Source organism: Candidatus Hydrogenedentota bacterium (genome assembly GCA_018005585.1).
Classification (GTDB): domain Bacteria; phylum Hydrogenedentota; class Hydrogenedentia; order Hydrogenedentales; family JAGMZX01; genus JAGMZX01.
Map to the genome: position 1 here is coordinate 32,083 of JAGMZX010000048.1, position 4,672 is coordinate 36,754.

At 63.6% G+C, this 4,672-nt stretch carries 3 protein-coding genes and 1 tRNA gene; all 4 read left to right on the top strand.

Going from position 1 to position 4,672, the window contains the following annotated elements:
- Positions 1–96: 96 nt before the first annotated feature.
- The gene (locus KA184_10255; GenBank protein MBP8129947.1) at positions 97–1,197 is read left to right on the top strand and encodes a DUF1669 domain-containing protein; all 1,101 of its coding nucleotides are present in this window, start codon (positions 97–99) and stop codon (positions 1,195–1,197) included.
- 83 nt (positions 1,198–1,280) lie between these two features.
- Positions 1,281–2,549 (top strand): NupC/NupG family nucleoside CNT transporter, encoded by a 1,269-nt coding sequence (locus tag KA184_10260; protein ID MBP8129948.1) that lies wholly within the window; start codon positions 1,281–1,283, stop codon positions 2,547–2,549.
- A gap of 175 nt (positions 2,550–2,724) precedes the next feature.
- Positions 2,725–4,074, top strand: coding sequence for a PhoPQ-activated pathogenicity-related family protein (locus KA184_10265; protein MBP8129949.1), 1,350 nt, complete (start codon positions 2,725–2,727; stop codon positions 4,072–4,074).
- A gap of 211 nt (positions 4,075–4,285) precedes the next feature.
- Positions 4,286–4,361, top strand: a tRNA-Lys gene (locus KA184_10270).
- Positions 4,362–4,672: the final 311 nt, after the last annotated feature.

A 4,672-nucleotide genomic window follows, 5' to 3' on the forward strand; every position in this document is an offset into this window, starting at 1 on the left:
GCCCATGCCGTCTATATGGCCCACAGGCCGGATGCCAGAACGGCAACCGCGTGCCGCTCCTTCCCCTCCGAGCGGCGGTGTGGTACATTCGGCGCCATGAAACGGCGACCGAAATCCAGGCGCCGGCGCGCGCGGCTCCTGTTCGCGGCAATTGTGCTGCTCTGCCTTGCCGCCGCGGTGTTCTATGCCTTGCAGGGCGGCGCAGGAACGCAACTGCTCGCGGGCGCGCAAGAGGTCTCGCGGCAATGGTTCACGAGCGCGCCGCCCGCCGCGGGGGAAATCCAGGTATTCTTCGCGCCCGCGTCGCCCGCAAGCCCAACCGGCATTGATGACCATCTCGTGGCGCTGATCCGAGGAGCGCGCAGTTCGGTGTGCGCCGCATTCTATGACCTGGAACTCGAGAGCATCGCCGAGGCGCTGATCGACCGGCATCGCGCGGGCGTGAGAGTGGGCGTGGTGTCGGACAGCCATTACGAGGACCGCGAGGCGGTGCAGGCATGCCGGCGCGCGGGGATTCGCGTGGTCTTCGACCGGCGCCAGCCCTTCATGCACAACAAATTCTGCGTCGTGGACGGCGTCTGGGTGTGGACCGGTTCAACCAACGCCACGAACAACTGCATGTACCGCAACAACAACAACTCGCTGCTGATCGCGGCGCATCCGCTCGCCCAAAATTATACGGCGGAGTTCTTCGAGATGTTCGAACAGGGGCGTTTCGGCGCGCGTTCGCCGCGAAACACGCCGGCGCCCCTGTTGTCTGTTGGCGGCGTCCAGGTCGAGTGCTATTTTGCGCCGGAGGACAAACCGGAGAAGGAAATCCTCGCGGAAATCGCCGCGGCGCACTCCTCCATCGATTTCATGGCTTTTTCCTTCACGAGCGTGCCCATTACCGAGGCCATGGCCGCGCAGATAGGCCGGGGCGTGCGCGTGCGCGGCCTGTTCGAGACGCGCAACGCGGGCGACCGCTACAGCCGAGACGATTTCCTCGCCGGGCGCGGCGCACAAATCCGCCTCGACCGAAATCAATATACCATGCACCACAAGGTCATCATCATCGACGGCGCGACGGTCGTGACGGGCAGCTACAACTTCAGCAAGAGCGCCGAAACGAAAAACGACGAGAACGTGTTGATCCTGCACAGTGCGGCGCTGGCACAACGCTACACCGAGGAATTCGAGGCGCTTTTCGGCCCTTGATCGGCGTCTGTTGCCGCCTGAAGCGGAGAAGGCCTAGACTGCAAGCCGCTATCAGGAGCCGTTTCGCGCCGGGAGGGACCCGTATGTCCGACATGACGTTGCGTCTGGCAAGCCTCGTTGGGCTGGGGCTGATGGTGGGGCTCGCGTGGCTGTGCTCCGAAAACCGGTCGCGCTTCTCGCTGCGCATCGTAGCGTGGGGCATTGGGCTCCAATTCGCGTTCGCTCTATTGGTCCTTCGGACCGGTTTCGGGCGCGCGTTCTTCGACGGCGTCAAGCGCGCTTTCGACGTTATCACGGAAGCAAGCGACGCGGGCGCCCGGTTCGTCTTCGGCAATCTCTATCGCGTCTTCATCATCGACAAGGTCACGGTGATCGGCGCGCAGGGGCCCGAATCGGCGGACAACTTCGCCGTGTCGGCCGTGCTGGCGTTTCACGTATTGCCCGTGATCATCTTCGTGTCGGCGCTGGCGGCGATCCTGCAGCACTTCGGGATTATTCAGGCGGTCGTGCGCGCGATGGCGTGGCTCATGCGGCGCACGCTGAAAACCTCCGGCGCGGAGACCTTCGGCACGGCGCTGCTGGTGTTCCTGGGCATCGAATCGATGAGCGCGCTCGGCGGCTATCTCAAGACCATGACGCGCTCCGAAATGTTCACCATCATGACCGCGTTCCTGGCGACGATCGCCGCGAGCGTCATGGTGGCCTATGCGGGCTTCGGCGCGTCGCCCGGGCATCTGCTGGCCGCTTCGATCATGAGCGCGCCCGCCGCGCTCGTCATGGCGAAACTGCTTGTGCCGGAAATGGGCAATCCGGAAACCGCCGGGCGCGTGCGCATTCAAATTCCGGTTGAAAGCCATAGTATATTTGACGCGGCGTCGCGCGGGGGCGCGCTGGGCCTTGCCATGGCGCTGAACGTGGGCGCGATGCTCATCGTGTTTGTCGGGTTAATTTTCCTGCTCGACTACGCAGTGACCGGCGTGACCGGCCACACGACCACAGAATTGCTGGGCTGGCTGTTTCGGCCTTTCGCGCTGGCCATGGGAATCGCGCCGCGCGACGTGCCCGAGGTCGGCCAGCTGCTCGCCGTGAAGTCGGTCTTCAATGAGTTTCTCGCCTACGAACAACTGCAGCCGCTAATCCGGGAACAGGTGATCAGCCCGCGCTCCATCATGATTGCAACCTATGCCCTGTGCGGCTTCGCGAACCCCGGCAGCCTCGGCATCATGATCGGCGCGCTGGCCGCCCTCGCGCCCGAGCGGCGGTCCGAGGTCGCGGCGCTCAGCATCCGCGCGTTCCTGGGCGGAACCCTTGCCTGCTTCATGACCGCTTGCGTAGCCGGCGTGCTGGGCTGAAACAATCCGCGTCGCCCCGCGGTCAAAAGGGAAGAGCCGCGATTTGGCTTGAACCGAGGGCTTTGTCATGCAGTATTCCACGCGTTCTGTGACCCATTTCCTCTGTCTCTTCGCCGTCCTGGCCGTCTCCACCCCGCTGTTCGCCGACCAGCCCCCCGCCACGACGGCGCGAGAGATGCAGTCGCCAACGCCGCTGGACCGCTACGTCTACACACCGGACCCGCATTTCGCCTATTCGCTCGTCAACACGGTGGAAACCCCCGCTTGGAGAAGCTACATCATCGAGCTGACCTCGCAGGCATGGCGCACGACCGAAGAGGTGGACCGCCCGGTCTGGACGCACTGGCTCACGATTGTAGTACCTCCCGAGGTTGCCTGCGACACCGCGCTGCTCTACATCGGCGGCGGCAGGACTGGCGGCGACCCGCCGAACACGCCGGACCCCATGGTCGTGCAGGTCGCGAGGAAGACGAAGTCCGTGGCGGCGGTGCTGAACCAGGTGCCGAACCAGCCGCTCCGATTCGCCGGCGAAACCCGCTCGCGCTCCGAAGACGCGACTATCGCGTATACCTGGGAAAAATACATGCGCACAGGCGACGAAACATGGCCGCTGCGCCTGCCCATGACAAAGAGCGCGGTCCGGGCCATGGACGCGATTCAGGAATTCTGCGCCGCGCCCGAGCGCGGCATTCCTATCGAACATTTTGTCGTTGCCGGCGGCTCGAAACGCGGCTGGACCACATGGACCACCGGCGCGGTCGACAAACGCGTCGTCGCCATCGCCCCCGCCGTTATCGACCTGCTCAACCTCGTCCCCTCGTTCCGGCATCACAAGGCCGTCTATGGCGACTGGTCGCCCGCCATCGACGATTATGTCGAGATGCACATCATGGACTGGCTCGACACACCCGAGTTCGCCGCGCTGATGAAAATCGTCGAGCCCTACGAATACCGCGAGCGGTTGACCATGCCTAAGCTCATCATGAACGGGTGCGACGACGAGTTTTTCCTGCCTGACTCATCGCTTTTCTATATCGGCGACCTGAAAGGCCCCACCTATCTGCGCTACGTGCCGAACGTGGGCCACGCGCTGATGCCCAGCGACGCGCCGCTCAGCCTGATCACCTTCCATCAGGCGATCATCGCCGGGGAAGCCCTGCCCGAATACACCTGGAGCTTCCCCGACGCCAATACGACCCGCGCCGAGTCCAGGAACCAACCCGCGAGCGTCAAGCTCTGGCAGGCGACCAATCCAAAAGAGCGCGACTTCCGCACGTACAAGGTCGGCGCCGTCTGGAACGCCACGCCCCTGGCCGAATCCGGGCCCGGCGTCTGGATCGGCCACGTGGATACGCCCGAACAGGGCTGGACCGCCTACATGGTCGAACTCACTTTCAAAGCCGCCAACGGCCTCTCGCACGTGTTCACCACGCCCGTGCGCGTCGTGCCCGATACGACCCCGTTTGCCTACGAACCGCCCACGACTCCCCCGAAAGGGTACCTGACCAGCGCCCCGCAACCGTGACCATTCCCCGAGACACCAACACCGCAGCGCCTGCCCGCCGCGAAATGACCGCGCTACGCCATTTTTCGTTTCCTCCCCAACACCATGAAGACCAGTCCAGCCAAGCCGTGGAACCAAGCCGCAGAACCTTGCGTGCTCTGCCTGAAAAACGATAGAATGACCGTCTTGAGTCATGCTATCCGCGCCGGATTTTCGGTCCGGCGCATCACGTGGGCGGGTAGCTCAGGTGGTAGAGCATCGGACTTTTAATCCGGTGGCCGCGGGTTCGAGTCCCGCTCCGCTCACCATTTAACTTATTGCGCGCCAGCAACTTACGAAACAGTAGCTGGTGCGCATTTTTCTTTCGGATTTCTGTGAAGCACAAATGAAGCACACGGTGTAAGGAAGAGACCGAGCGATTAGGAAGAACGGTGATAGTGACATCTTTGTAAGCGTCCTGTGAAGTACAGGGTGCTTTTCAGGGGGCGTTTCCAGGGGGCGGACGCCGGGGGTTTGGCTCAGGCGTCGAGGGCGGTTTTCCAGCGGTCGGGGAGGAGTTCGCGGAGATTGGTGGCGGGCGCGGTGGTGATGCGCAGGAGCGCGTCTCGCAGGTAGGCGG

Excerpts from the sequence above, each read along its gene's own strand:
- KA184_10255 (MBP8129947.1), top strand. The coding sequence starts at position 97 with ATGAAACGGCGACCGAAATCCAGGCGCCGGCGCGCGCGGCTCCTGTTC.
- KA184_10260 (MBP8129948.1), top strand. The coding sequence starts at position 1,281 with ATGTCCGACATGACGTTGCGTCTGGCAAGCCTCGTTGGGCTGGGGCTG.
- KA184_10265 (MBP8129949.1), top strand. The coding sequence starts at position 2,725 with ATGCAGTCGCCAACGCCGCTGGACCGCTACGTCTACACACCGGACCCG.